The organism is Rothia sp. HMSC065G12 (assembly GCF_001811455.1).
GTDB lineage: Bacteria > Actinomycetota > Actinomycetes > Actinomycetales > Micrococcaceae > Rothia > Rothia dentocariosa.
This window is the reverse complement of record NZ_KV804813.1, coordinates 1-24388: the sequence shown is the minus strand read 5'-3', so window position 1 is coordinate 24388 and position 24388 is coordinate 1. Positions and strand designations below refer to the sequence as shown.

Annotated in this window: 23 protein-coding genes and 1 tRNA gene; 2 read left to right on the top strand and 22 right to left on the bottom strand. The window is 54.3% G+C overall.

The features are described 5' to 3' along the window. Window positions 1-32: 32 nt before the first annotated feature. Entirely contained in the window at window positions 33-1271 is a 1239-nt protein-coding gene (locus HMPREF2804_RS03120; protein ID WP_070450113.1) for an alpha-hydroxy acid oxidase, read from the bottom strand. 411 nt (window positions 1272-1682) lie between these two features. Here HMPREF2804_RS03120 and HMPREF2804_RS03115 point away from each other — a divergent pair, with 411 nt between their 5' ends. Further along, window positions 1683-2366 (top strand): TetR/AcrR family transcriptional regulator, encoded by a 684-nt coding sequence (locus HMPREF2804_RS03115; protein ID WP_004005982.1) that lies wholly within the window; start codon window positions 1683-1685, stop codon window positions 2364-2366. Between the two features lie 224 nt (window positions 2367-2590). On the opposite strand, the gene HMPREF2804_RS03110 is transcribed toward HMPREF2804_RS03115, so the two are convergent. From HMPREF2804_RS03110 to HMPREF2804_RS03020, 17 genes are all read right to left on the bottom strand, one after another. Continuing rightward, a complete protein-coding gene (locus HMPREF2804_RS03110) occupies window positions 2591-4759 on the bottom strand; it encodes a bifunctional copper resistance protein CopD/cytochrome c oxidase assembly protein (protein WP_070627250.1) in 2169 nt (722 codons plus the stop codon). A gap of 75 nt (window positions 4760-4834) precedes the next feature. Continuing rightward, entirely contained in the window at window positions 4835-6292 is a 1458-nt protein-coding gene (locus HMPREF2804_RS03105) for a Dyp-type peroxidase (RefSeq protein ID WP_368664728.1), read from the bottom strand. 171 nt (window positions 6293-6463) lie between these two features. Continuing rightward, entirely contained in the window at window positions 6464-7267 is an 804-nt protein-coding gene (locus HMPREF2804_RS03100; protein WP_070627247.1) for a copper chaperone PCu(A)C, read from the bottom strand. Between the two features lie 202 nt (window positions 7268-7469). Further along, the gene (locus HMPREF2804_RS03095; protein ID WP_246824109.1) at window positions 7470-8123 is read right to left on the bottom strand and encodes a copper resistance CopC family protein; all 654 of its coding nucleotides are present in this window, start codon (window positions 8121-8123) and stop codon (window positions 7470-7472) included. A gap of 46 nt (window positions 8124-8169) precedes the next feature. Beyond that, window positions 8170-8949: a hypothetical protein gene (locus tag HMPREF2804_RS03090; RefSeq protein ID WP_070627244.1), complete on the bottom strand. Its 780-nt coding sequence runs from the start codon at window positions 8947-8949 to the stop codon at window positions 8170-8172. Window positions 8950-9198: 249 nt separating this feature from the next. Further along, window positions 9199-9687: a hypothetical protein gene (locus HMPREF2804_RS03085; protein ID WP_013398497.1), complete on the bottom strand. Its 489-nt coding sequence runs from the start codon at window positions 9685-9687 to the stop codon at window positions 9199-9201. 304 nt (window positions 9688-9991) lie between these two features. Beyond that, window positions 9992-10879 carry a hypothetical protein gene (locus HMPREF2804_RS03080; protein ID WP_070536345.1) on the bottom strand — a complete coding sequence of 296 codons (888 nt, stop codon included), beginning with the start codon at window positions 10877-10879 and terminating at the stop codon, window positions 9992-9994. A gap of 460 nt (window positions 10880-11339) precedes the next feature. Then, complete coding sequence (locus HMPREF2804_RS03075) at window positions 11340-11981, bottom strand: hypothetical protein (RefSeq protein WP_070536348.1); 642 nt, start codon at window positions 11979-11981, stop codon at window positions 11340-11342. A 350-nt stretch (window positions 11982-12331) separates the two neighbouring features. After that, window positions 12332-12844, bottom strand: a complete 513-nt coding sequence (locus HMPREF2804_RS03070; protein ID WP_083296722.1) for a cell surface protein — start codon at window positions 12842-12844, stop codon at window positions 12332-12334. A gap of 39 nt (window positions 12845-12883) precedes the next feature. Then, a complete protein-coding gene (locus HMPREF2804_RS03065; RefSeq protein WP_141750929.1) occupies window positions 12884-13726 on the bottom strand; it encodes a hypothetical protein in 843 nt (280 codons plus the stop codon). Between the two features lie 670 nt (window positions 13727-14396). Continuing rightward, entirely contained in the window at window positions 14397-15038 is a 642-nt protein-coding gene (locus HMPREF2804_RS03050; protein WP_070627236.1) for a hypothetical protein, read from the bottom strand. A 337-nt stretch (window positions 15039-15375) separates the two neighbouring features. Continuing rightward, window positions 15376-15696, bottom strand: a complete 321-nt coding sequence (locus tag HMPREF2804_RS03045; protein ID WP_004005969.1) for an HU family DNA-binding protein — start codon at window positions 15694-15696, stop codon at window positions 15376-15378. A gap of 95 nt (window positions 15697-15791) precedes the next feature. Continuing rightward, window positions 15792-16097, bottom strand: coding sequence for a 30S ribosomal protein S14 (rpsN, locus tag HMPREF2804_RS03040; protein ID WP_004005968.1), 306 nt, complete (start codon window positions 16095-16097; stop codon window positions 15792-15794). A gap of 2 nt (window positions 16098-16099) precedes the next feature. Continuing rightward, window positions 16100-16270, bottom strand: a complete 171-nt coding sequence (gene rpmG, locus HMPREF2804_RS03035; RefSeq protein ID WP_004005967.1) for a 50S ribosomal protein L33 — start codon at window positions 16268-16270, stop codon at window positions 16100-16102. 3 nt (window positions 16271-16273) lie between these two features. Then, complete coding sequence (gene rpmB, locus HMPREF2804_RS03030) at window positions 16274-16510, bottom strand: 50S ribosomal protein L28 (RefSeq protein WP_004005966.1); 237 nt, start codon at window positions 16508-16510, stop codon at window positions 16274-16276. A gap of 535 nt (window positions 16511-17045) precedes the next feature. Continuing rightward, complete coding sequence (locus tag HMPREF2804_RS03025; RefSeq protein WP_070627234.1) at window positions 17046-17876, bottom strand: SGNH/GDSL hydrolase family protein; 831 nt, start codon at window positions 17874-17876, stop codon at window positions 17046-17048. Between the two features lie 193 nt (window positions 17877-18069). Continuing rightward, entirely contained in the window at window positions 18070-18906 is an 837-nt protein-coding gene (locus HMPREF2804_RS03020) for an ABC transporter ATP-binding protein (RefSeq protein WP_070627232.1), read from the bottom strand. A gap of 68 nt (window positions 18907-18974) precedes the next feature. Here HMPREF2804_RS03020 and HMPREF2804_RS11405 point away from each other — a divergent pair, with 68 nt between their 5' ends. Continuing rightward, on the top strand, window positions 18975-19106 hold the full coding sequence (locus tag HMPREF2804_RS11405) for a hypothetical protein (protein ID WP_256370911.1): 132 nt from the start codon (window positions 18975-18977) through the stop codon (window positions 19104-19106). On the opposite strand, the gene HMPREF2804_RS03015 is transcribed toward HMPREF2804_RS11405, so the two are convergent. The 4 genes from HMPREF2804_RS03015 to HMPREF2804_RS03005 all read right to left on the bottom strand — a co-directional run bounded on the left by HMPREF2804_RS03015 (window position 19103) and on the right by HMPREF2804_RS03005 (window position 22699). Then, window positions 19103-20650, bottom strand: coding sequence for an acyltransferase family protein (locus HMPREF2804_RS03015; RefSeq protein ID WP_246824107.1), 1548 nt, complete (start codon window positions 20648-20650; stop codon window positions 19103-19105). The genes HMPREF2804_RS11405 and HMPREF2804_RS03015 overlap by 4 nt on opposite strands. Further along, complete coding sequence (locus tag HMPREF2804_RS11260) at window positions 20638-21279, bottom strand: acyltransferase family protein (RefSeq protein WP_246824106.1); 642 nt, start codon at window positions 21277-21279, stop codon at window positions 20638-20640. Before HMPREF2804_RS11260 ends, HMPREF2804_RS03015 begins: the two co-directional genes overlap by 13 nt. 124 nt (window positions 21280-21403) lie before the next feature. Next, window positions 21404-21480: transfer RNA gene (locus tag HMPREF2804_RS03010), tRNA-Thr, on the bottom strand. 325 nt (window positions 21481-21805) lie between these two features. After that, a complete protein-coding gene (locus tag HMPREF2804_RS03005; protein WP_070627230.1) occupies window positions 21806-22699 on the bottom strand; it encodes a DsbA family protein in 894 nt (297 codons plus the stop codon). Window positions 22700-24388: the final 1689 nt, after the last annotated feature.

Below are 24388 nucleotides of genomic sequence, written 5' to 3'. Positions count from 1 at the left end.
CCTAGCGAAAGGGAGGTTATCAGGTTTAGAACTTACGCCTTCGGGATCGGCTGCAGGCGGCGCAGCTGGGTCACGTGCTTGGGCTCAAGTTCGGCAATGTTGTGCACCTGAAGCAGCTTCATGGTGCGGCGCACCTCGTCGGAAAGAATCTCAATGGTCCGGTCCACGCCGCGGCGGCCACCGGCCATAAGCCCGTACAGGTAGGCGCGCCCGATCAGGGTGAACTTCGCGCCCAGCGCCATAGAGGCGACAATATCGGCACCGTTCATAATGCCGGTATCGACCATCACCTCAACGTCGTTACCGACCTCGCGCACAACCTCCGGGAGCAGGTGGAAAGGTACGGGCGCACGGTCCAGCTGACGACCGCCGTGGTTAGAGAGCAGAATGCCGTCCACACCCAGATCGGCGAGTTTCTTAGAATCTTCGAGGTTCTGCACGCCCTTAATCACGATCTTGCCGGGCCACATTTCACGGATAATCTTCAGGTCTTCATAGTTGATGGAGGGGTCCATCGCGTTATCCAGAAGCTCGCCCACGGTGCCGCCGGTCGAGGAGAGCGAGGCGAATTCCAGCTTGGGCGTGGTCAGGAAGTCAAACCACCACCAGGGGCGCGGAATCGCGTTCAGCAGGGTCTTCATCGTCAGATGCGGAGGAATAGAGAAACCATTGCGCTTATCGCGCAGGCGAGCGCCAGCAACGGGTGTATCCACGGTGAAGAAGAGCGTATCGAATCCTGCCTTGGCGGCGCGTTCTACCAGCCCGTAGGAGATTTCGCGCTCACGCATGACATACAGCTGGAACCAGAGGCGGCCGTTAGGGTCTGCGGCGCGCACATCCTCAATGCTGGTAGTGCCTAGAGTAGACAGGGTGAAGGGGATGCCCGCGGCACCTGCTGCACCGGCGCCAGCGATCTCACCCTCGGTCTGCATGAGGCGGGTGAAGCCGGTGGGAGCGATACCGAAAGGCATGGCAGAGGTACCGCCTAAGACCTCGGTAGTGGTGTCTACGGTCGAAACATCTGTGAGCACGCCGGGGTGAAACTCGATATCCTCGAAGGCCTGGCGTGCGCGGTTCATAGAGAACTCGCCTTCGGCAGCGCCATCGGTATAGTCAAAAGCGGCAGCTGGGGTGCGGCGTTTGGCGATCTTGCGCAGATCATAAATGGTGAGGGCTTTTTCGAGGCGGTTCCCGGCGAAGTCCAGGCTGGGCTTCTTGAACGTCATAAATTCTTTGAGTTCGCTGGGCTTGGGGAACTGACGTTGTACCATGGGGCGCCTTCTTTCTGCGGGGTTGCCGCTTCATTGCTATACGAGGTTCAAAGCGTCATATACCGCGATATAACGCAAAAGTATGGTGTGTGTTCATTCACAGTTATGGTCGGACCACACAATGCCCGTAATCTTAAGCTAACCCATACTAATAAATAAGGCAAGGCTTGATTTATTAACCAGCGCCGAGTGCTACACACCGTTTTTGAGGCGGTTTTTCGGGGGAAGGACCCGCAAACCTTGCTCTCGCGACGCTGCGAGGCGAGTGCATCTGCGACTTTTTGATCAGGTGACAAGAATTTTCATTCTTGTCTCACCCTGAGATACCCGGGCAAACTGCTATTTTTATTCCGCCTCGTAAAGACCTATTATCAGATATGAATATGCAATCACCGTGCAAGGAAACCAACCATGACCCAACCCAAAGCCCGCCGTGGACGTCCCCCAAGCCTAACCCGTGAGCAGATTGCCAAAACCGTTTTAGACGTAGGCTTTGCCAATCTCACGTTTGCCGCCGTTCGTGACCGTCTAGGGGTAGGGGAAACCACCCTATATCGCTACGCACCGGACCGCGACGAACTGGTACGTATGGGACTCGAATATGCCTATTCCGGTATTGAGGTTCCTTCCTTTGAAGGTCCCTGGCGTGAGGTTCTGACTGCACATGCCCTCAATACGTGGCACAGCCTTGAGAAATACCCGGGCGCGGCAACCGAAGTGGCACGCGGCATCGTTCCCCCCATTGCTACATACTTTTTCGAAGAGCTTTGTGTGATTCTCATCAAACAAGGTTTTTCGGCAAAGAAGGCCGTTCTCACCTGCGATATGCTGCTGGATATGGTTATCGACAGCAGACGAAGCGTTGAACACAGCGATGCGTTTATTGCTGAAACCGGCGCTGGACGTGAAGAAATTCAGCACCAGATGCAGCGCACCTCAACCGACCTGCAGTCTTTCCAAGACCCAGGTGCTTCCGCCGAGCGTCAAGAGATTCGGACTATTCTGCGGGATTCGGTGACCTCGGATCCCTTAGAGTGGCTGCGGCATAAAATGACCATTCTGCTCGACGGCATCGAATACTCGCTCAAGTCATAACGAACGGCTTCATCTGCCGATACCCTGTCTTATGTGGCGTAGGGGTGTCCCTCTGGGGATCCCCTACGCCCTTTATTTTTACACCACGAGTATGTTCGGCAACGGCCGGGTTCAAAAGCTTTGCTGCGGGTACACCACACGCGGCCACGGTGACAAAGCTTAACTACGAAGGTAGCTTGACCGCGTTCGCGAGGGGCTTGGAAGAGCAAATGAATGAGAGCCGTTTAGGAGCCGTGGCGCGCGTCCTCTTCATGCAGGCGCTCAAACATCTCGTTGTAGGCGGTCAGCTCGGCATCCCCGTCGCGGTCGGCCTGCCGGTCAATGCGTGCGGCAAGTTTCTTATCTGCCATAGACCATTGGAAACCCACCGCGATCGCCACGATCATGGTTGGGATTTCGCCGATACCCCACATGAGCGCGCCGCCCATCTTTTGATCATCCAACGCCGACAGACCCCAGGTGCGCCCCAGATTGCCGAACCAAGAAGCTTCCAAGAGCGCCTTGGAGTTCATGATCGAAATACCTACGAAGGCGTGGTACCCCAGGGTGGCGATCAGCATAATCAGACGCATAGGGTACTGAGGGCGGTGTGGAATCGGGTCAATACCAATAAGCACCAGCATGAAGGCATAGCCCGTGAGCGTAAAGTGAATCATCATGAATTCGTGCCCGATATGGTACCGCAGCATCACCCCGAAAAGCGGCGTGAAATAAACGATAATAATCGACCCTGCAAAGTTGACAGCGGCAAAAATAGGGTGTGTAACAACTTTCGACCACCCCGAATGCACGATGCGCAAAATCCACTCACGAGGGCCTCGCGTACCGTCTTGGCGCGGCTCCAGCGCCTTAAGCAGCAGCGTTACGGGCGCGCCCAATACGAGCAGAATCGGCACGATCATGGTGAGCACCATATGCTCAAACATGTGCACCGAAAACAGCACACGCGAATATACGGCGGGCGGACCGGAGGTGATGTAGTTCAGCACGAGCAGCCCTAACATCCAGGAGACGGCGCGCATCACGGGCCAAGAGTCACCCGCACGACGTACTTTCACGAACGCCCACAGATATACAATCGCCAAATACCCGAGCACGGCAACCCAGAACCAGTCCCAGCGCCACTCGGTGAACCAGCGCTGAAAATGCGGTTCGGGCGGCATATCGTACCAGGTGATAATGCGCACCGGCGTGGCATCCGGCGCGAGAGTTTCCGGAACCGGCGGCGGTGTACGTGAGAGCGAAGCCCCCAGTCCGGAGGCTGCCCCCATGATCACGAGCTCAGCAGAGATGGCGCTCCACAGGGCACGCGTGCCGCTCATCTTACCGGCAGAGAGCGCGGGAATCAGATAAAGCCGATGCGCTGCCCCGATTACCCCGAGCAGAAGCGTTAACCCCAGTTTAAGCAGCACAATCTTGCCGTAGTCGGTACCTAAATCCCGCCACGACGACATGCGCACCCCGGCGTTCGTAATACCCGAGAGCAGCACGAGAATGAACCCGATGAGGGCAAGCAGCGAGTAGCGGCGCAGTACCGCCTGGGCCATCGGCACGCGACGAGACGCCGCCGTTTGTTCGCCACGGTGTGCCTCAACAATGGTGCCGGTGCCCGCATCCTTACCCGAAATACCGCGCGAGATAAACGCCAGCGCGATCAGCCCACCGCACCAGATACTCACCCCTAACAGGTGCAATCCCAGGGAGTTGACAGCGCCCATATGGTCCTGCCCGCCTGAGGAATGCCCCGAAAGCGCCATATCCGCGATACCGACGAGCGAGATCATGAAGATGAAAAACAGTCCCATAAGCGAGCGCACCCCGAAACAGGCGGTGGCGACCACGACGGCGACCACGACGGTCATACCTTTTTCTTTGCCCGCATCTAAGGTGGTGATATAACTGATGAGCTCACTAGCGTAATCGGTGCCAGAGCCAATGGGTCGCCCCGAAATATCGGCATAGGAAAGAATCAGAACGGCAAGCGCTGCGAGAGTCCACAGCACGGCGGAGGCGGCGGCAAGGTTCAGCACATCGGCAAATGGTTTGTACTCTTTATCGACGGCGTTTTTCGTGGTGCGCTTGCCACGGCGTGTTCCGGCGGCATCGGCTGCATAGCGGGGAATAATGCCCATCGCGAAGATCAGCGCACCCATGGTCGTCGCCATCGAGAAATTATGAATAACCTCGGAAATAGGCAGCGCCCAGCGTACAAAACCACCAGCATCGGCAAGTTCAGTCGCCGAGTTCGCCAGGGTTAGCCTTAACGAGACCAGCAGAGTCAGCAGACCGACCCCTACATAGGCGGTAATCCAGGGCGCGGACAGCCCGGGGCGCACGGAGGCGCGCTGAGGGCCAGCCTCGGTTTTCTGCGGTTGTGAAGACGTAGTAGCCATAGTTCTTTTTCATCTGTGGTGCGTGCGATGGTGCATATATGGTGCATATTAAGTATGCGCGTAAATCTTGGGCGGCTAAGTGAAGAGGCTTTCGCCGATATACCCGCCTTCCTCACGTACCCCGGCAGGAATTGCGAACACGGCTGATCCCACCGGAACCGTCCATGTGTTAAGCATATCCAGTTGTTCAAGCCGTTTCTGAATAGGCACAAACTGCGCCACCGGGTCTGCCTGGTAGGCCACGAAAATCAGCCCCGCATCCGAAATGCCGCCGCTGATCTGCCCGTGTTCTGAGAACCCTGAGGCGTTGAAGACCGGTTCGTCATAGTTATAGCCGCGCCGCAGGATGCGCTCCCACGGCTTCTTCTCAAGCTCTGTGCCGTGCGCCCGGCGAATATGCGCATACGGGGCAATGACCTCAAAGCCCAGGTTATCGAGCTTATCAAAGTCGGGATCATCAAATTCATCATTGCCAGTCAAAGGCGCGCCGTTAGAGAGTTTACGCCCGATAGCGTCTTCGCGAGCGGGGGTATCGACCTCATCCCAGGTATCCAGATTCATATGGATGCGCCTAATCACCACGGAGGTACCGCCCGCTTCCCAGGCCTGCGGGAAGTTCTGCTCAGCGCTCCCCTCGCCCCACACGATCTCGTGTGCCGACCCGCCGCCGCGCCCGGGTGTCTCGTGAGGGTCTTCGACCGGGTTCACGGTGCCGTCTACCTGGCCGAAGAGATTACGCGGAGTGCCCTGACCGGTACCGAAGGCGCTCAGAAAGCCCTCTTGCACCCAACGGATACGCCCAAAGGAGCGGGTGTCTTTGGTGAGCATCCGCTGGGCATGCGAGACCGTCAGCAGATTATCTCCACAAATCTGCAGGAGCAGATCACCGCCGTTCCACTTCTGCTGCAGTTGGTCGATCTTCGGGAACGCTGGGAGAGGTTTAAGCCACGCCGGTTTTTTGGCGGGTGCCACAATATCAAAAATCTTTTCGCCAAACCCGAATGTGATAGTCAAATGTGCGGGAGCCTGCACAAGCTCAGGTTCCTGATCCGTCAGCGGAGTCACCCCCATAGTCAGGGCGGCCGCATCGGAGGTCAAGATCCTCAACAGACGCTGCACCCCGGAAGCATCCAGCCCATCGTTCAGATCAAGAGCAATAAAACGCGCATGAGCCTGTGCCGGGGTCATAATCCCGGCCTGCTTATCGCCGTAAAAATTTACGGTTTGAGTGGTCAGCGCCTGCTGCGCTGGTACAGTCTCGTGCGCACCCGTTTCATGCCCCGGCGCTATCAGACCGCGCGCGCCAGCCCCAACGGCAACACCGGCGCCCATCCCCAGGAAAGCACCGGCGAGCGCGGTACGGCGACGCACCCCGGGGGATTCCGCAGACCGGGTGTCTTGATGCCGTTCAGAGTCCGTAACTGCCGATCCTTCAGACATCCCGGCGGTACCCTCCTGCGGCTCGTTGGCCTCCGTCGAAGAAGGCTCATGCGGAGGCTGCGGGGTACCCATCTTGTCATTCTCCGCCGTCATAATCTTTCATTCCTCTATGCCTGCGGCTATCTCTCATGCGCGCTATCGGCGCCTCAGTTGAGTGGGGCAGGATGCGCGGTGCCAGTCCCCCAAATGTTGCGGTTTTGTACACCGCGCATCCTGCATAGGCTCGGTGGATGTGTTCAAAACATCCGTTGCCGAGCGCTGCGGCTACTTACACTGCGGTTTTGCGGATGCGCTCCCCGAGGCTTCGCCGCTCATATGGTCGTGGTCGCTGTGCTCACCGTGTTCATGCGTACCATGTTCATGATCGGAGTGTTCACCATCCCCATGACTATGCTCATGATCAGAGTGCTCGCCATCCCCGTGACCATGCTCGTGGCTGTGCTCGTGTCCGTCATGGGAGTCACCCGAAGCTGATGCAGATGCATCCGCAGAAGCCGAGCCGGTGGACTGTGCATCGCCCTGATATTCTTCCTTAGCGCCAGAGTAGTCGCGTGCCTCAGGCTTGAACTCCAGGGTTGCGCCGTCCTCAGTCTTGAGGTTTACCGTGGTGCTGGCACCCGCCGAGAGCGAGCAGTTCAGACCCATCAGCATAATGTGGTTGCCTCCGGGCTTCAGTTCCAGGGTCTCCCCCGCTTTCACCGTAAATTCCTGCACCTGCTGCATCTTGGTGCTTCCGTTGGTATCCTTAACCGTGGTGTGCAGCTGCACTTCATCGGTCGCAGTCGAGGTTGCTGAGACGACCTTCACATCGTGATCGCTGGTATTGGTAATCTTGCCGAAAACGCCGGTCATACCACCGTCGGTTGCCTTAGCCCAGGTGTTCTCAATCTTGATCGGGCCTGAAGACGACTGTGCCGAACCGCTTGCCGCTGCGCTGGAAGAGCTCGTTGCGGATGCGCTCGAATCAGAGTTCGTGTTGGTAGAGCCACAAGCGTTCAGGGTAAGAATCCCGGCGAGAGCTACGGAGCTCAAAGCCATCAGCTTGTGGTGAGCCTGAAATTTTTTCATGATCTTTTACTCTTTTCTGGCGGTAAAACCCGCCTGTGTGTGCGAATAATTCTTCGGCAGGCACATGCGACAGTTCGCGGCGTTCGATTATTCTGCGACTTTTAATCGCACGTGCCGCAATCTGCGGGAAGATCCCGATGCGGCGCCTGCCAATGGGCGTGACGTCCGGAAGCTGCCCAGTACGTCACGAACGTACAAGGTATTATGCGGAACGTTTTTTGAGCAGGGCGAGAATCCCCACGGCCAGCACGACGAAGACACCTACACCGCCGCCAATCAACCACCAATTCACCCCGGAACCGGAATCTGACTTAGTGGAGTTCTGGGTATCAGCTGCAGCCTGCGAAGATTCGCCAGTGCCCGCATCCTGCGAGGGTGCTGCGGCTTTACCTGCGCCAACGCTGAACGTATAGGTTCCCTGAATAGGGTGCCCGTCCGAGGAGACTACGCGCCAGGTGACGGTATAAGTCTCGTCGGCGCTCGCATCCTTGATCTTGAGCGGCTGGGTGACGGTCGTTCCCTTCACCTGTGGTTCGCCTTCAGCTACGGATGCGCCGGTCGAATCGACCACGCGCACGCGGTTTCCGCCCTCAATATTCATGAGGTTCGCGCTGTAGGTCAGGTTCAGCTCGGTAGGTGCCTGCGTCAAAGTTGCGTTCGCGGCGGGGTCGGAAGAAACCAGTTCGTCATGCGCCTGCGCTGCGGCACCGCCGAAAAGCATCAGGCTGGCGAGCAAAACCGCTGTCAGGGTACGCATCATGGTGCGCATATGTGTAAATCCTTTATCTGCATCGATTGCCCATGCCGCATGCACCTTCACGCTCGGTTTTAGTCGAGGAAGGTGTATAACACTCACACAAGCCAGCCGGTGGGCAGACTCGTAGCACGGGCGATGGTTGGGGTTACGCGGGGTTTCCCAGGACTGCAGGCGGTCCTCGCTCCACGCGGGAGAACGCCAGCATCAGCCGACGAAGATAAACGGATATGACAAAACGTCCGTATATACGGGGAAAGACAGGAAGCGGTGCCAGCACCGGAATGCGCAGAGCGGACTGCAAACGTGTATTCAGATAACAGTGCAGAGCCCACAATGCCTGCGCGAGGGCACGTTCACCACGGTGCAAAAGTATAAGGCTTAGCAGGGCTGCAAGAGCGTGCACCCCGATCATAGTGCCGGTAGCGTGCTGGGCGACGGCGTGACTGAGCCCATTCCCGTGTTCAAGGGCGAGGGATGTTCCGGGCGCATGTGCATGACCGTGCGCGTGGTTTCCTTGCAGTGCCGCCACACGATGCACCGCCTGAGCGGATCCGTGGGATAGGTTGAAAACACCGTGGAGCAGGGTTTGTACCGTGAGAGCGCCTGCTGCAGTGCCCAGGTAGAGGGCTCGCTGCCGTGAGCGCGTTATACGTTCGAGTAGCGCTAGAAGTCCCAGAGCGGCGAGCGCCCCTAACGCGGTGCAAAGCGCAAGAATCATCGGATGCGCGGCACCGCCTCCGGCGAGAGTATGCCCTGCCGAACCCAGCAGAACCGCAGATGCCGAGATAAGCCAGGCACGCATCACACGGGCACCTCGGGCGGCAACGGTTGCTGACTGTACCTCACGCAACGATGATTTCCGCTCGGCACAGTCTTTGACGGCGAAAAGGCGGGCATGATGGCGCGTCTTTGCGCGTGTGTGCATGTTCCGCCCCCTCGCTCGTAGTCGTCATATGCGGGCGTACCCGCAACCTGTCAATATCCCACATTCTACCGGTTTGTCAGCTGACCAGGTATTTCACGGCGAAGATGTGACATGTTCGGCTGGTTAACGTTTTGAACGCCACAATGGCGCGCATCCTCACGTTCAAGGATGCGCGCCATATGCACAGATACGCCGAAACTCGCCTGTTTCGGCGGCAGCATACCGCCGCAGAGGGGCGAATGCCTCAGGTTACTGCTTTTGCTGTTGCTGAGGCTGCTGCTGTCCCTGCTGAGGCTGCTGCTGTTGCTGCCCTTGCTGGGGCTGTTGTTGCTGTTGTTCCTCCGGCGGGTTATCCATACGGGCTCCACCTTCACTGCCGGGCTTCGTCTGCATGTGGCCACCGGTTCCGCTCTCACCAGTCTGCATGTTGCCGCCCGCTGAAGGCTCTGAACCAGTGCCGCCGCCGGATCCGCCGCCATTCTCCATCTGTGAGCCGCCGCCAGAATTATTTTCTGCGCCTGAGCCGCCGCCAGCGCCACCGCCTGAACCGGAGTCGCCTGATGTGCCGCCGTTGTCCGTGGTCACGGATCCCTGCGAGGCTGACGAACTTGACGATGTAGATGCTGAGGATGAGCTTGAGGAGGAGTCACCACCAGAGCTGCCAGAGCCACATGCACTCAGCGCCACCACACCAGCAACAGCCAGGGACACAAAAACAGAAGTCTTCTTGGCGATCATACGCCTATCCTTTCTGCCGGTAATTGTTGGTTCAAAACCCACCCTCTCACACACCTAAACTATTTTTCAGGGATTTATCCCAGGTACGGAACGTTTTTATGCTATGAGCCGTAAATACATTGCATTTCCATAAATATTTGCGAAATGGCGTGCATAAAATTATGTAGTTTAATTGCATATCCAACGGTTAAATTCCCCCATCATATTTATATCTTCCGTATTTTTAGCAGAAATAAGGCGCGCATCCTCAAAAACTAAGGATGCGCGCCAGATTACACAGCCGCCTCACAGCTGCCCGCAGGTACTAGCCCGCAGTGGTCGGGTTGAGAGGCGTTTTAGGAGTTGCCGCTCCCGGAGTATTGGGAACCACGGGAAGATCCGGCAGGTCGGTGGGTTTTTCGGACGTAGCCTGACCGTTAACCATCACATTGTAGGCGCCGTTGTACTGCACAGCCGTCACCGTATTGCCTTCGTTCTTAACCCAGGAGCCGTCGATGCCCACCAGATCGGTGTGACCATCGGAAGCGTCGGTCCTAGTCCAAGAGCCATCGTAGTAGACCGTAACCGTATCGCCGTCGGGTTCAGTAGCAGTCCAAGAGCCGTCTTCCGAGACCAGAACGTATCCCTCAGATCCGGGAGCGCCATTGGCGCCACCACCCTGTGCGCCGCTACCGTCAGCGCCAGCAGCACCGCCACCAGAGTTAGGAGCGGTGCCACCCTGGGCACCACCGCCACCCTCAGCGCCAGAACCGTTCGCTCCGCCGCCTGATCCATCACCGCTGCCCGATTGTGCGCCACCCTGAGCGCCGCCACCGCCTTCAGCACCCGAGCCTCCACCGGAGCCGCCCTCGTTGCCTGATTGTGAGCCAGAATCGGAACCAGATTTATCCTCCGACCCCGCGCCGTCGCTAGATCCGCTACCAGACCCCTTCTCCGAGTCTGCACCGCCGCTAGCATCAGAACCGGCACTGGAGTTTGCCGAAGCATCGCCGCTGGCGCCACCGCTAGCGTTCGAGGAGTCTGAGCCGCCGGAAGCGGAAGCTGAAGAGTTTGCCGATGCGGAACCGGACGCACCGCTTCCCGCGGAAGAGCTTGAGGAGGAGCCGTTAGAATTGTCCGAGCCACAGGCGCTCAGCGCCACCATGCCCGCAACAGCCAGAGATACAAAAGCGGAAGTCTTCTTGGCGATCATACGCCTATCCTTTCTGCCGGTGATTATTGACTGGTTTTCAACTCTCTCACACACTGACGGTATTTTTCAGGAATTTTCCCCTCCCTGTGGCTCTTTTTATGCTAAGAGCAATAAATAGACCCTTTAACGCATACTCATTTCTAACCCAAACAATTAACTGTATTTCCTTGTGTTATTAAAATTAATTAATATTTTAAAATATTTACCCTTCTCTTAGACCTCAGAAAACTTAGAACATACCTCGCACTTATACAAGCGTCTCTTATGGTTTCGGGGTTTTATTTTGCCACCCTTTATCCACACACCAAAGCGGTGCGCATCCTTATCATAAGGATGCGCACCGCTTGAATTATCGCGCCGTATACCGTGATGCTACGTCCGGGTGGAGCCTTCTAGACCAGTAGTTACCGTAGCGCGTCAGAGGCAACGCACGGCATATCGACTCTCTATCTAGAATAATCTAGCCGGCAGTGGTTGGCTGAACTGGGGACTTAGGAGTTACAGCTTTAGAGTCGCTTGGTTTATTGGGCAGATCCGGAAGGCTTGGCTTCTTCGTGGACGGCTTGCCATCTTCCTGAACGGTGTAGCTGCCATCAGCGCTTACAGCTGTTACATCACCACCATCTTTAACGGTCCATGAGCCATCGGAACTCACAGTGGTAATATCGCCATCAGTCTCGGTGCGAACCCATGAGCCGTCAGAAGCCACGGCGATATTATCACCATCAGCCTCAGTGTAAGTCCACGACCCATCAGATACAACAGTATGCGAACCGGCCCCGCCGCCATTATTGCTAGTAGATGCGGATGCGCTCGACCCCGAGCCGTTATCCGCTTGCATTCCGCCGTTAGTACCAGCAGATACCGTGGAATCGCCGTTCTTCATCTGCATATTACCGTCAGCCCCAGCGGTAACAGAGGTATCACCATTATTCACAGTGACCGAACCGTCAGAGGCGGAGACCTTGGGAGTCGCAGATGCAGAAGCGGATGCCGATGAAGAGTTCGAAGCGTTATTGGAGTTATTGGCACCGCATGCGCTGAGGGCTACAACGCCTGCTACAGCCAGAGAAAGAAGGGCGGAAGTTTTCTTGGTGATCATGTGCGTAGTCTTTCTGATGATGAATTACTGTTCAGTACCCGAAAATTTCGCGTCACAAGACTGAAATTACAGGAGCTATACCCTACCGGGAATACCTTTATTCTACTGGTTCTAGCTATGTTGAGCCTATGTAAACCTGTGTTTAACCTAAGAAACTTAAAAATTATCTTAAGGTTTTTTATACCTATTTCAGGCCTCCGAATTCCCGCGAAGTAAAGGGGTGGGGTATACCCCCCCGTACCACAGGCTCTTATCGCAGGCAGATGAAAAGCCGAAGCGCCGCATCCTAGCCTTGTGGATGCGGCGCTTCGGTTCCTGAAAGTCCTCACGACAGAGGTCGCAGTCACAAACTATTGCAGAGCATACGAGGGCTCAACCGGGGTCTTAGGCGTTACCGCCTGAGGGTTTGCAGGTTTTTCAGGCATCTGAGGAACCGTAGGTTTCGCGGTTCCGGGCTGCCCGCCTTTCTTCACAGTCGTGTAGCCGCCATCCGCCTGCACCTTAGCCTGGGAGCCTTGCACTGTTCCCTGCTCTGCAATCTCGATTCGAGCTTTATGGGTCCATGACCCATCTGCCGACACCGCAGTTTCCTCGCCCATAATCCCGGTTTTAGTCCAAGAACCGTCAGCATTGACTTTCACCTGCAAACCATCATTGGACACATAAGACCATGAACCATCCGAGGAAACCTGTGTGGTTTGTTCCTCCATACTGCGTACCGTTACGGACGGAAAAGGCTTAGGGGTTTTCGACACCGATGGAGAGGCGGCCGAACCGCTGGAGCTATGAGCAACGCAAGCGCTTAGCGTCAGAGCAGAAGCAAATGCCAGAGCAAGACTCGCTATAATTTTTACAGTTTTCACGTATTTTCCCATCTCAGGGCAGACAGTCAGCCGTTTTTATTACCCGCGTCCCTGCCAAACAGCGCGCTTAGGCTGTGCTGGACGAGCCGTCCCCCGCCCAGGATGCGTGGGCGCTGGGGGCGTGTAGGACGAGATTCGCCATCCATTAGAGGAGTACCATTCGCCGTTATCGGTGACGCCGAATTCGCTTCCATTCGGATACTTTTGCACCCACGATCCGTCGTCGTACACACGAATTCGGGTTCCATCGGCATTCTTGCGTTTCCACGAGCCATCGGAATCAACTTTGATAGTGCTTCCATCCGCAGCGGTCTGAGACCACGAACCATCGCGGTTCACCTTGATACTAGAAGCACCACCATTTCCCTTGTTGCCGGTAGATCCTTGCGAACCGCCATTTTTATTTGCGGATCCTGATCCTCCCTGACCTCCAGAATTTCCCTGCTGCCCGGAGTTGCTTCCACCAGAGTCGTCAGCTGGCTTCGCCGCTTCATCGACATTTTTATTCGCATCTGCACCACCAGCTGTTGCGCTTTCCTCAGGAGAATTAGCAGCCGGAGATTCGGGGGCTGTTGCCGCGTCCGTGAGCGTGGGAGCATTCACGGCTTCACCTGTAGTATTACTCTCGGCGGTTGAAGAGGGAGTAACATCCGCAGGCTCGGAGGTTGCGGTTTCAGTAGCCGTCGCAGAAGGGGATGAACTCGCCGAGGAACTGGGACTTGGAGACTTAGATTTCGTGGGGGAAGATTTTGAGCTTGAGGAGCTGCTGTTGGGCGATAATGTTACGGAGGAAGACGCCTCATTTGAGGAGCCGCAGGCGCTCAGGGCAAGAATACTCGCCACAGCCACCGATACAACGGCGTAGGTTCTCTTCATGCTCATTGCATTTCTTTCTATAAACCGGTGATGACGTCCCGTTGCGACCACCCAGACGTTCAGCATGAGCGCACCACAGCACCGAAAAACATGGTGTTATAGCAATTCACACTGAAGAGCATCGTTGCGGGATAAATAGTCCTTCCGGAAGGAGGGATACATCTATTCTAAAGGTGTTCCGCTTCTTGAAGCTATCCATTAACACGTTTCTTGAAAAATATCACGTTAATTTCTGCGGGTACCTTCAAGAATATCTTGGGAAACACTTCAAAATCTCGGACATGAAACTACGAATTAAAGTTAATCAGCATTTTTATATATATTTTCTTTATACTTACGAGAGTTCTATGTGAAGGTCTTTATCCTCCCGACATACACCCCCCTATCCCACGACATACACCCCCCTATCCTACAAGGCAAAACTTTATTCGTGTATCAAGAGGCATACACCCAACAACAAGAAATACCGGAACACAAGAAAGCTCAGCTTAGTAGAGTATCACCCGAGCTGCCGACCGCAGAGACCTTTGTGCAAGGACCATTTGATTTATAGATATTTTGAGAACAGGGTGAAATACTTATAAAGTTTACATATAAAGTATTTAATAATACTTATATATTTATATCGTTCATAGTTATATGTTGTGTATATAAGTTTTCCGCACAGAACCGCGTCTTAACGCGGAGTTGCAGGGGCTACCGGAGTTGCCGCCTCCGGATTATTGGGTTTTCCAGGAATTGCAGGGATTTCAGGCCGGTCTTCTTCATCCTCAACAATGCCATTCTCGGAGACTGACCACGAACCGTCGGCGTTAACCGTAATAACCTCGCCATCATGGTCGGTCTGGGTCCATGCGCCGCTTGCGCTCACTCTAATAGCCTCACCGTCGCTCTTAATAACTTCCCACGCACCGCTCGTCTCAACGGTGATTTTATCGCCTTCGGAGTTCGTGTGGGTCCAGGAGCCATTCACATTCACCTTGGGTTCGGTTGGAGATCCACCATTGTTACGTTGCGCGGGCGTATTGTTCCCGCCGGTTCCGGGCTGATTCTGATTAGTATCACCATTCACCGAGCCGCCGGAGGTATTTCCTCCCCCATTACCCTGGGTCGCGGCGGGGGCATGGGCGGGATCTGCCGAGGGGTTAGAGGTTGCCGAAGATTCCGCAGCCGTACCATGTGTTGAGGGGGATGCCGTCACTGTCACCACGGCGGGAGTCACCGGATCTTGAGGTTCGGAGGATGCACACGCACTCAACAGACCAAGCCCTGCAAGAGCTAACGGAAGAGCGCTATACTTTCTCGGTACGATGGTCACGGTATGTCTTTCTGAGTCATAACAGGATATATTTTCAGGCTGCAACATTACTTACTACTATTTTAGCTAACCTGATTGAGACTTTTAGGCGACAAGGTGTTGTCCACTTTTCTTGGGGCGAAAGGCATTACAGCGTAATGTTGCGACGCGTATGTTCAACGTGAAGTTTTTAGAAAAATAAGATTCCGTCCCCGGTAGTTTATCCCGTCCTGACAACCTTTTCAAACGGAGTTTGGTATCGGGGGCAGAAGCTCTCAGACAGAGAAAACAAACCATAAACATAGGGGCTCCCACCGTGTGGTGGGAGCCCCTATCAGGTCCTAGAAGTCTCAAGAAGTTACTTCTTCTTCTTGGAGGTGGCCTTGGTGGCCTTCTTCTTGGTAGCGACTGCTGCCTTCAGCTTGGAGCCTGCGGTCAGCTTCACACCGTGACCAGCGGGAATCTGGATGGTTTCACCGGTCTGCGGGTTGCGACCAGTACGAGCTGCACGGTCGGTACGCTCGATAGCCAACCAGCCGGGGATGGTGATCTTCTCGCCCTTAGAGACGGAGGTCTCGAAAGCCTGGAACACTGCGTCGAGCACTGCGTTCACGGTTGCCTGGCTCTTGCCAGACTTCTCTGCTACCTCTGCAACAAGTTCGGTACGGTTCTTAGCCATTTGGGGTGCCCCTTCCTGAGACTTATCTTTTTCAGACTAAGTCGAGCTGCTTTTCACGAGGAAAAATAACTCGCCTAGGTACAAAATACCAGAAATTACCAGCTTGACTTAGTAATACCGGGCAATTCGCCACGGTGTGCCATCTCGCGGAAGCGTACGCGGGAGATACCAAACTTCTGGAAGGTACCGCGCGGACGACCGTCGATCTGGTCACGGTTGCGAACGCGGACGGGAGATGCGTTGCGGGGTAGCTTCTGCAAAGCTACACGTGCTGCTTCGCGCTCCTCGGGGGTAGCGTTCTCGTTCACCAGCGTCTTCTTCAGTTCTCGACGCTTCTCGTCGTAGCGAGCGACGATGACCTTGCGCTGCTCGTTACGAGCGATCTTTGACTTCTTAGCCATTCTTAGCGCTCCTCTCGGAAGTCAACGTGCTTGCGAACCACGGGATCGTACTTCTTTAGCACCATACGGTCAGGATTATTGCGGCGATTCTTACGGGTTACATAGGTGTACCCGGTGCCTGCAGTGGACTTGAGTTTGATAATAGGACGCAGGTCCTTAGCCTTTGATGCCATGTACTAGATCTTCTCCCCGCGTGCGATGATTTCTGCGACCACGGCATCAATGCCACGAGCATCGATAACCTTAATGCCCTTAGCGGACACGTTCAGGGTCACCTTACGGCGAAGCGAAGGAACCCAATAGGTCTTCTTCTGAACGTTCGGATCGAATCGACGCTTATTGCGGCGATGCGAGTGCGAAATGCTGTGTCCAAAGCCGGGAACAGCTCCGGTCACCTGGCAGACTGCTGCCATGTTTCACTCCTTATTGATTGACTTTTCTGACGGATGCGCAGTCGATGTTACTCGTACGTCCCGTCACCAATGTAGAAGCACCGGGTTATTCTCCGGGCTAGAGTGTTTGAGACCGGCATCTGGGTGAGATCCAGATGTCAATCCCCGCCGCGGGAAAAACGGTGAAGCATAATTTAGTGTCGAGAGGCGTTTCCACCACTACGAACAGCGTTAAATTCTAGGTAAATCCAGCAACTCACGCAAGCCTGCACGCCAGAAACTCCCCTTAAAAACCAAGGATTTTTTGGATTTTGAGGGGTAACCATTTGATACAGACTTCTTCCGGGCACGCCGAAAGGCCGCGATAGAGTTACCCGCTTATTCTACCAGTTCTCGCTGTTTCCTCAAGTCACAAGGGAGTTTAAGGTAGTTCATGACGAAGTTTTCATCCCTTGTCGATATCCATGTGACAAACGTCTAATTACATCGTTGAAATTTTAAATGTGAGATTAACATCTTAACTCGTAGAAACCCGTATTTTACGGCATACGGCAGGTTATTCTTCGAGTTCTACCGGCTCGCCAAGACCAGCGGCAGGAACCAAATTCGGGTACCTCGCGCTTAGTCCATCCCCCAAACTGCGCCCAGTCAGCTGCCGGCCCATCCAAGGCAGAGCATGCGTTCTTACCCAATACGCACTTTCGGCAACTCTCTCACGCAGCGGCGGAGGCTCTTCTTCACCGGCGATAAGGTCCACATCCTGCGCCAGATGCCCCAGCCCAAGCTGCGTCAGCACATGGTATGCGAAGCGCTGATGCCCCAACTCATTCATATGCAGGCGGTCGTCAGCCCACAGCCGCCAGTCCAGAAAATCGTCCATACGCCAGTAATCGATAATGTGCACACCGTATTCATCCGCCACCGTACGCAGAAGCTCGTTATACAGGGCGGTACGCGGACGGGTCCGAGCAAAGGGTCCCTCTCCCTTCACGTCCAAACCCGTAATCGTCAGAACCTCGATTCCTTCCGCGCGCAGAGCCGCAAAGGCTCGCTCTGCGTGCGAGATAATCTCATCTATATTCACGTTTAGGCTAATAATATCGTTGCCGCCGCCGTAGAAGCTAACAAGGTTCGGTCTCAGCTCTAGGGCGGCCTCCAGCTGCTGCTCGACGATCTGGTGCATCAAAAGCCCGCGGATCGCCAAGTTAGCGTACTGCGCCTGAGCATCAACCGAGCCGATAGTTTCCGCAACGCGATCTGCCCAGCCGCGCACCTGGTTGGGACGGTCTATATCGACATCGCCCACACCTTCGGTAAACGAGTCACCCATTGCCACATAACGCACAGATTCGCCGTGCAGTCTGGCATTTTTATCGAGTTTGAGCATAGTAGGTTTTTCCTAACTTTCGGTTTTATCTACCCGCCAGTATCCCATGAATAATATGTCTGTCTTAGGTACCGACCGCAGACATCCAGCTGCTTGCGGTTTCAGGCAGGACAAACCAATCGTGCAGCAAACTCAAACATACCGTAACCGCGTTTTGTTCGGGTTTCTCGCTCCTGTTTTATTAAGTCTTATTTCACGGGTTCACGTCGTCCAGTATCTTCTGCGAAGCGTGCGCAGACCGATGATGCGGCACCACCACCACGCTCCCGTCACTAAACGGATCGGCAACCTCGGCCTTGAGCCCAAAAATATCGTTAAGATTTCTGGAGGTCAGCACCTCGTGAGCAGATCCGCGACTGACGATCTGCCCGTCCTTCATGGCGATTAGATAGTCTGCAACGCGAGCGGCGAGATTCAGCTCGTGCAGCACCATAATCATGGTGGTGCCGCGTTCTTCGTTCAGGTCCGCCAGTAAATCCAGCAGCTCCACCTGATGCGCCAGGTCAAGGTACGTGGTCGGCTCATCCAACAGCAGAATATCGGTCTCCTGCGCAAGCGCCATCGCAATCCACACACGCTGGCGCTGACCGCCGGAAAGCTCGGTTACTTGGCATTCGGCGAGCGACATCGTATCGGTGGCTTCCAGAGCCCAGGCTACCGCCTCATCATCTTCGGCACTATTACGTTTGAAAAGCCCTTGATAGGGATAGCGTCCCCGCGAAACCAAATCGGCAACAGTAATGCCTTCAGGCGCAATAGGATGCTGCGGCATAAGCCCGACCATGCGTGCGAACCCCTTCATGGAGTACCGATGCGTAGGCTTACCATCGAGCAAAAACTCGCCGTCAAGGGGATGCAAGAGTCGCGAAACACCCCGCAGAAGCGTGGATTTACCGCATCCGTTGGGGCCGATAATGGCGGTGACCTTGCCCTGCGGGAATTCTAAGCTCAGGTCTTTGACGATAGGCTGTGCGCCGTATCCTAGGCTCACGTTGTCTACGCGCAGAGTACGCTCAGTTACGGTTTTCATGATTTACCTTCCTTTCGGTTCTGCACGAGCAACCAGATAAGTATGAGGGTACTGAAGACGCCATAAAAATGCCTACAGAAATTTTATATGCCGGACTAGGTTTACGGCTGCCGTTCACCGAGGCTCAAGACTCCGGACGTACCGATGCCGTGCCTTCCGGTAAGAAGACACGGCATCGTATATTCTTGGCACGTGTTTAGAGCGAGAGCATGCCAGTGGGTATCCAGCCACCCTTGGCGGCGCGTTCAAGCATAGTTTTCGCCATAGTACGCCCGTATGCCTTGCTCACATGGTTCTCGTCTATGTACACGTAGACGTTCCCGACAACCGGTTGGCACATTCCTTCCGGGCAGTACAGGTCAGTCATATCTACCAGCACCGCGCCCTTATCCTTGTATTTGTCAAAGACCTCTTGGGCGGGGTTCTTTTCAGCCAGTTTCTCAGAGACCGGGCGCGCGCAGGATTCCAGGTCGTCTCCCGCCTTCTGTGCGCATTCGTATACGTTGTAGTCGTACCGCGGGTTATCGCGCACACCAACCACCTGTATTCCGGCGTCCGTGAATTTCTTGACCGTTTCCTCCAAGGCCGGGTCGATGCGCTCCTCATTAGACCGCGCCTCCGCGATGGTTGCGATAATCACCACGGTCTGCGGCTTACGCTGCAGAATTTCTTCGGTGACGTCTCGGTTAAACTCGGCGCACTCGTTCGAGGATGATGCATCCTGCTGCGGATACTGGCATCCGCCTAAGAGGATCGACTGCATATTAACTTTGGACTGCTCGGCAACGGGTTTGAACATGGCCATTGCCTGTTCCGCGTGGGAGTTACCGACGACCATCATAAGCGGCGAATCATCTGTTCCGTTCTTCTGCGAAGAGCAGTACTTCTTGAGTGAGTCATGAGAGAGGGCAAAATTGCCTTCGCATTTGCCGTCGCTCAACATCTCGTATTGATTCTTCAAATCACCATTGGGGATAGGGTCGTCGTGCATGAGTGCCTGATCTGTGCCGATGGCGCGAGCACCTAGGTGATTATCGGTTGCAGTCTGGGTCTGTGTTTCTGCCTGAATACTTGCCTGAGTATTGGAGTAGTTTACCCACGCCTGCGCACCGGCAAGAGGTATTCCTGCCAGTAAAAAGGTTGCGGCCAGGAAGGCAAGCTGATCGGCCCACGTTTTGACCGCGAAAACCCTCTTAAACCGCAGTATTTTCATCAGCCAGGGAATGAAAGGGTCTTTACGGTAACGCAGCGGTTTCTCCACGAACTGGATCAGAACCCAGGCTAAGCCAATAGATACCGCAATAATGGCGGTTCCTTCGAGAAAGTTCACGTGGGGTTTCTCTACAGCAGTGCTGTACAGGATCAGGATGGGCCAGTGTACTAGGTACAGGGCGTAGGAGATATTGCCGAGACTCTGCAGAGGTTTAGAGACCAGCCAGCGGTCTACACCCCACCGGCTGTTGGTACGGCCCGCCATAATGACGAGAGCACCTGAAACTACTGGATACAGCGCTAAGAATCCAGGAAAGGAGCGCTGCACGGGCAGGAAGGCGCCACAGGTCACAAGCCCAAAAACGCCGATCCACCCCATGATGACGCGCGCCTTCTCAGGGGCCTTCCATTTGAGGGTTACCATGGCGAGCAGCGTCCCGACAGCAAACTCCCAGAGACGGGTGCGGGTATCGAAGTATGCGAACCCCTGGTTTGTCTCGGTTTCAATAATCGAAAACGTCAAAGATGCCACAAAACCGTATCGAAAACCAAAATGGTTGTCGTGAACAGATTCCAGCGGAAACGATGCACAAGGTATGCGACCAGCGCGAAGAGCAACGGCCACAGAATAAAAATCTGTCCCTGAATAGACAGCGACCAGAAGTGCTGGAACGGGGTTTTCGATGCTGCGTTTTGCGCATAGTAATCTACCGAGTTAAAAGCAAGATGCCAGTTCTGGTAGTAGAAGAGGGATCCCTTCGCATCCGCGAGCATATCGGCCCAGCGGCTTGGCGGTAGGATAAAAAATGATGCGATGGTCGTTCCCGCGATGGTTACGGTCGCTACCGGAAGCAAGCGTTGGAACACGTGTAGCCAGTATGTGAAGAGGTTAAGCGGCCTGCCCTCGTTGATTTTGCGCATATTCGAGAGTGAGAGCAGGAACGCCGAGATGAATAGAAAGACGTCCACGCCGCCGGATACCCTGCCAAACCAGACATGGTATAGCACTACCAGGAGTACTGCGAATGCACGCAGACCCTGAATTTCGGGGCGGAATCCCCGAGTTTCAATAAAGTTTTCGAGGGGGTAAGAGTTTGAGGGTGATGATACAGTCGGGGTTTGCGCCGCTTGCTGATGCATTGCGGGTTGACCTGCTGCCATAATATCGCGTGTCCTGTGCTGCTCTGTAAATCGGTGTGTGTGGTCTCATGTAATGCTAACGACCTGTAAGGGGAAAGTCCCGATTCAACGCATCAGCTGCGTAACGCATGAATCAGGACTTTCGTGGAGCCCCCTACCGGATTCGAACCGGTGACCCTCGGTTTACAAGACCGATGCTCTGGCCAGCTGAGCTAAGGAGGCAACGTCTTCTAGTGTACAGCAAACGCACAGGTATGCTAATTCAAAAGTGGATGTTATGAAAGTTTATCGTGTTCACTGTTTTTATATGTGTCTACTTAAACGCTATTTTCCCGTATCACTATACTTTTTGAGTCTTTTAGATTTCGAACTATGTTCATACGGCTCAGAAAATGTTAGACGGTCGATGAACCTTAACAGAGATGCCCTCTCATGCAGAATCATGCATTGGAATCTTAGACTATTGTGTCAGTATCCTTTGAGGCTAAAGCACGATAGAAAAAGGATTCGCCCGCAGGCTTAGCGCTTGTGGGCAAATCCTTTTATATTACTGCTGCGGGTTATTGTTATTCTTCTTGGCGTCGATCTTCCCCTGCAGGAAGCCAGTGAAGTCATTGCTGGTGTATTGTTCACCGTCCACAAAAACGGTCGGGGTGCCCCCAATATCGTTCTTCGAGGATTCTGCGGTCACGACATCCACAAGAGAACGCCACTTGTTATCGTTCATATCCGAACCGATATTTGCACCGTATTTAGAGGCCATATCGGCGATCTGCTGGTTGTTCAGGTCACCGGTTCCCTGGTGACTAAACAGTTCTTTCTGGAAATCCAAGAATTTATCTGCACTCACCTGGTTAGCAACGGCGTATGCGGCATTAGCGGTACGTGCCGAGTACTGGGTGGGCGAATTCTGATCGAGGAAAGTCAGGTTACGGATTTCGAGTTCGATATTGCCCTCTTGAACCTGTTTCTTCAGTTCCTCGCCGTACTGATCCTCAAACTCATGGCAGTGCACGCAATTGTAGTCCTGGAAGATCGTCACGCGCACCGGTTTGCCGTTCTTAGAGGCTTCATCTGCCGACTGCACACCGAGTGGCAGCTTCTTGCCCGCCTGCGGGGTACCGTTCACCGAGGGAGTGTAGGAGGCGTTAGAGTCCCCTAGTTCCTTATAGTTACGGGTATCTCGTGTTGAGGAGTTTTGGACGATTCCGTCCTTAGTCAGCACAATTCCGCCGTACTCATTCGAACTCGCAGGCACAGGACCCGATTCGGGTACTTTATTGTTCTGACCGTTGATATAAACAAAACCAATAACAAAAACAATAACAACGACTACGCCGAGTACGGTAAGTTGTATCCATCGACGGTTCATCGCGACATTGCCGCGTTTTGATTGTTTAGCCGCAATTTGGCGGGCCTTCTCGCGGGCGTCCTGGGACATTGCCTGCTCCTTTATCTTGTGATCGACGCGGTGGATGCGCCTACCGCTAACCCGTTCTAGCCTACCGAAGGTTGGTGGTAGCTGCCAGTCATAGCCGGGTTTTCTACACTTTGTGTCGCGTTCTCACGCTCACAGCTTATTTTACGGGGCAACCACAGTCATCTGCGCTGACTATAAGTCGCACACGTACCGTTATAAGACTCGTTATTCTGCGGGATAGCATCTCAGGATAAACCTGGCGGTATGAGCAAAAGCAGACTTGGTGCCTTATAAATTGCCTCGTTCCCTTATTCTCTGGGTGACATGTATGTATGTATATGAAAACGTACCTTTCCAGAGGCTCCCGTTTACAACTCATAAGTTCCACGGATAAGGCCTTCCTACTGCAAGACTGCGCTACCAAGGAAAGGTCGTAGGACAGCTTCGACCGCAGACCGGGTTAGAAGGCGAGATTAGCGATAACCCTACATTTAAACCCTGTTAAACTAGAGCAGCTTTTAACCAATTAGTTTCATTGGCGATGTCAATGTCTCAGGCTGACAGTATCTTACTTGCTTAGCCACAATTTGACGAACCTTATCACGGGCGCCTTGGGACATCGCCTATCCCTTTATCCTATAGTCCCCCTGTGCACTTAGCGGTTATCTACGTTGTAATCCAGCCGTTCTCCTTCATGAGCACCCTGCTAGTGGACAGTAATAGTGGACAAGCCTCGCAGTACTTTATGGCTACACACGCCGCAAGCAGTGCTCCTCAGCGAGTTTCTAGCAGAGTATCGGCACCTTCAAAACCTCCAGAACCGCTATAGATATTCAGAGTAATCATCCTACAATTCTGACTTGTTCAGGGTTTCTAGTGGGTAAGGGATACTGTGTAAGAGCTTCAACAGAATACGGCTTAGCCCCACCCACACTTCAGGTTAGGAACATTAGAACAGGCAACATTCTATTCCGTAACCCAATTTCCTGTCTGTATAGACGATATAAGAACGACGCGGCTATGGCGACATATGCCATAATCTGCACCAAAGTAGATCCCGTCGAGCTGTACTTCGTAACAGGGGTGAACGGGAGTATGAATACATGACGTCCCAGTACCGGCTTACATATACAGCTGGAATTGGCGGGTACTTTTACGGGGCTTTGCGTGTTGAAAGCTAATGCTGGTATTCCAGGCGATAAAAGCATAGCTAATTCCGTTGGGTGAATTTGAGGTGTTGAATGGTTGTTGAGACCCCGCAGTTGGTGCATCGTTATCGGGTTTTCCTGCGCTGGTGGTACCGTTTTTCTTCAGAGGTCCGTCAGAGGTAGGGCATCGGTAGCGGAGGTTTTGAGGACCATTCTTGGGTGTTGTACCGGAGTTAACCACTAATTGAGTGGTTATTCAAGGCTGTATCCGTTGTGGTGACAGGGCAAAGTACCCGGTAGCAGACACACAATTTTACCTACAAGCCTTTGATCCGTACCTTAGATAGGATGGTTCGCTGTCATGACAGGGCGAGATGGTTCAGGGCAGACACAATATGTCTTATACTCCGTTACCTTTGTGTGTTCTAAGAAAACCCGTTCAACCAGAACACATTAGAAGAGGGCAACCGACCCTCCCCCGGAATAGCTTACCAAGACCCCAACCGCACTCATGGTCAAGGGGATGCTGCTACCGGGTTGGGGTTGTTGAGTAAAAACCACA

Coding starts and splice junctions, on each gene's coding strand:
- HMPREF2804_RS03120 (WP_070450113.1), bottom strand. CDS start 1,271: ATGGTACAACGTCAGTTCCCCAAGCCCAGCGAACTCAAAGAATTTATG.
- HMPREF2804_RS03115 (WP_004005982.1), top strand. CDS start 1,683: ATGACCCAACCCAAAGCCCGCCGTGGACGTCCCCCAAGCCTAACCCGT.
- HMPREF2804_RS03110 (WP_070627250.1), bottom strand. CDS start 4,759: ATGGCTACTACGTCTTCACAACCGCAGAAAACCGAGGCTGGCCCTCAG.
- HMPREF2804_RS03105 (WP_368664728.1), bottom strand. CDS start 6,292: ATGACGGCGGAGAATGACAAGATGGGTACCCCGCAGCCTCCGCATGAG.
- HMPREF2804_RS03100 (WP_070627247.1), bottom strand. CDS start 7,267: ATGAAAAAATTTCAGGCTCACCACAAGCTGATGGCTTTGAGCTCCGTA.
- HMPREF2804_RS03090 (WP_070627244.1), bottom strand. CDS start 8,949: ATGCACACACGCGCAAAGACGCGCCATCATGCCCGCCTTTTCGCCGTC.
- HMPREF2804_RS03085 (WP_013398497.1), bottom strand. CDS start 9,687: ATGATCGCCAAGAAGACTTCTGTTTTTGTGTCCCTGGCTGTTGCTGGT.
- HMPREF2804_RS03080 (WP_070536345.1), bottom strand. CDS start 10,879: ATGATCGCCAAGAAGACTTCCGCTTTTGTATCTCTGGCTGTTGCGGGC.
- HMPREF2804_RS03075 (WP_070536348.1), bottom strand. CDS start 11,981: ATGATCACCAAGAAAACTTCCGCCCTTCTTTCTCTGGCTGTAGCAGGC.
- HMPREF2804_RS03065 (WP_141750929.1), bottom strand. CDS start 13,726: ATGAGCATGAAGAGAACCTACGCCGTTGTATCGGTGGCTGTGGCGAGT.
- HMPREF2804_RS03045 (WP_004005969.1), bottom strand. CDS start 15,696: ATGGCTAAGAACCGTACCGAACTTGTTGCAGAGGTAGCAGAGAAGTCT.
- rpsN (WP_004005968.1), bottom strand. CDS start 16,097: ATGGCTAAGAAGTCAAAGATCGCTCGTAACGAGCAGCGCAAGGTCATC.
- rpmG (WP_004005967.1), bottom strand. CDS start 16,270: ATGGCATCAAAGGCTAAGGACCTGCGTCCTATTATCAAACTCAAGTCC.
- rpmB (WP_004005966.1), bottom strand. CDS start 16,510: ATGGCAGCAGTCTGCCAGGTGACCGGAGCTGTTCCCGGCTTTGGACAC.
- HMPREF2804_RS03025 (WP_070627234.1), bottom strand. CDS start 17,876: ATGCTCAAACTCGATAAAAATGCCAGACTGCACGGCGAATCTGTGCGT.
- HMPREF2804_RS03020 (WP_070627232.1), bottom strand. CDS start 18,906: ATGAAAACCGTAACTGAGCGTACTCTGCGCGTAGACAACGTGAGCCTA.
- HMPREF2804_RS11405 (WP_256370911.1), top strand. CDS start 18,975: ATGCCTACAGAAATTTTATATGCCGGACTAGGTTTACGGCTGCCGTTC.
- HMPREF2804_RS11260 (WP_246824106.1), bottom strand. CDS start 21,279: ATGGCAGCAGGTCAACCCGCAATGCATCAGCAAGCGGCGCAAACCCCG.
- HMPREF2804_RS03005 (WP_070627230.1), bottom strand. CDS start 22,699: ATGTCCCAGGACGCCCGCGAGAAGGCCCGCCAAATTGCGGCTAAACAA.